General features: G+C 30.2%; 1 protein-coding gene. It reads left to right on the top strand.

Annotated features, from left to right (window positions below):
- The first annotated feature begins 137 nt into the window (after window positions 1-137).
- Window positions 138-1,604: a hypothetical protein gene (locus tag FQU21_RS17230; protein ID WP_147679263.1), complete on the top strand. Its 1,467-nt coding sequence runs from the start codon at window positions 138-140 to the stop codon at window positions 1,602-1,604.
- Window positions 1,605-1,860: the final 256 nt, after the last annotated feature.

Raw genomic sequence — 1,860 nt, forward strand, 5'->3', positions numbered from 1 at the left:
CTTTAACAAAGTTTTTGTTTATTTTTATTGCTTGGTATTAAACAAAAATTTAGAGCTGGTTTGAATGCTACGATTCATATCCAGATCGTTGTATGCCATTTGACCAAACCAAGAACAATCAATCAATAGAATAATATATGTCTAATTTTAAATTACTTTTTTCTGATTATTTTGAAATTGACGAATCAACTTTGGAAAATTTTGGAGCTTTAAATATTTGCTTAAGTTCTGACTTACCAATGTTTATTGACCCTTTTTTATTATTCGCTTCTGAAAAACAACAATACAAGGAATTACACAAAAAAGTAGTTGAACATTTACTAATACTAAAAGAGTATGCTACTGAGAATAATGGATTAGGTGTAGACATAAACTTATTCAAGTTTCCCGAAATCAAACAAAATTGGTTAGGATTGTCAAAATACGGCAATGGTGGAAAAGGATTAGGTAAAAAATTTGCAAATGGAGCTATAACTGCTTTTAATGGATTCTACAGTAATTTTGGCGAAGAAGAAATAACTGCCGAAACACATATAGAAAAACTAACTCTTGTTAATTCTGGAGTCGGAAAAGACTTTATAAGTGATTTTACAACTAATTTAATACAAGAATATCTTCTTGAATACACCGAAAATTTTGCAAAAAAATATTTGACAGAAAACCAAACGAAAAACTTTTCAGTAAGATGTCGTTTTGACAAAAAAACAAAATTATGGCAACCTCGAAATTTTAAATTACCATATTTTTTTAGAGAAAAAGGTGGTGATTTTATAATTCTAACACCTTTAGATATTTTAACTGTAGATGATGCTGTAATCAACAATTCTGATTTTTATTCAAGTTTTAATAACGTAACTCGGTCTTTAGAAAACTCATCTTTACGTTCAGCTATCAATGAATTTTTCAGGTCTCACTTACCTCGAAAACCAAAAAAGAAAGACAAAGAATACGCCTTCTTAAAAACGATTAGAAAATTTCCCGAATTAGTAGATTTTTATATAAAACTAAAAGAAGATAAAAAGCACGAGGTAAGCTCTGCTTCTTTGTCACAGATTAAAGAATTAAAAGAAAAATTAGTAGATGCTCTTACGCCATTATGCGAGTTATTAAATAAGAATAGTGATTTTTACGAATTACAATCTAATAGCTATGATGAATCTTTAAAAAGAGCTTTATATCTAAAGGATGTTATAGAAAACAATGATGGTTATCGGATTTTTTACGATGGACACAAGCCTATAGCAAAAGAAGATACCATACAAAGAATATTTAGGCTGACTTGGTATGCTTCACCATATGATGTCAACGCAGAAGTTAATAATGGTCGTGGACCAGCCGATTACAAGGTGTCTTTTGGAAGTGGAGATTCTACAATTATAGAGTTCAAATTAGCAAAATCGTCCTCGTTAAAAAGAAATTTGGAAAATCAAACAGACATTTATAAAGCTGCATCAAAATCGGCAAGTGATATTTCAGTAGTTTTATGCTATACAGCATCGGATATTAGAAAAGTCAACAAAATTTTAAAAGAAATTGATAGAGAGAATCACGAGAATATAATAATAATTGACGCTACAAGAAAAGCGTCAGCATCAAAAGCATAACAAACTGATTAACAACAAACTGAATAAATAAAAACGGCATACAACAATGGCTATAAGTAATTGCTTGTTCTCGCCTACTTTGGAAATTCCTGCGGAATTTCCAACTTGGTGTGTACTTGCAAAGTTGAGTGCAAACCCACGCAACTACTCATAGCCGAGACCGTTAGGTTTCATTTTAAAAGAGGTTCATTCCTACCAAAGTTTAGTGTAAAAAACATAAGTGTTTTAATAAAAAAAATGACAAAAAGTATGCAAA

Source organism: Algibacter pacificus (genome assembly GCF_008033385.1).
In the GTDB taxonomy this organism is placed as follows: Bacteria; Bacteroidota; Bacteroidia; order Flavobacteriales; family Flavobacteriaceae; genus Algibacter; species Algibacter pacificus.

Bases quoted from the DNA above. Each gene is read 5' to 3' on its own strand.
- FQU21_RS17230 (WP_147679263.1), top strand. From the start codon at position 138: ATGTCTAATTTTAAATTACTTTTTTCTGATTATTTTGAAATTGACGAA.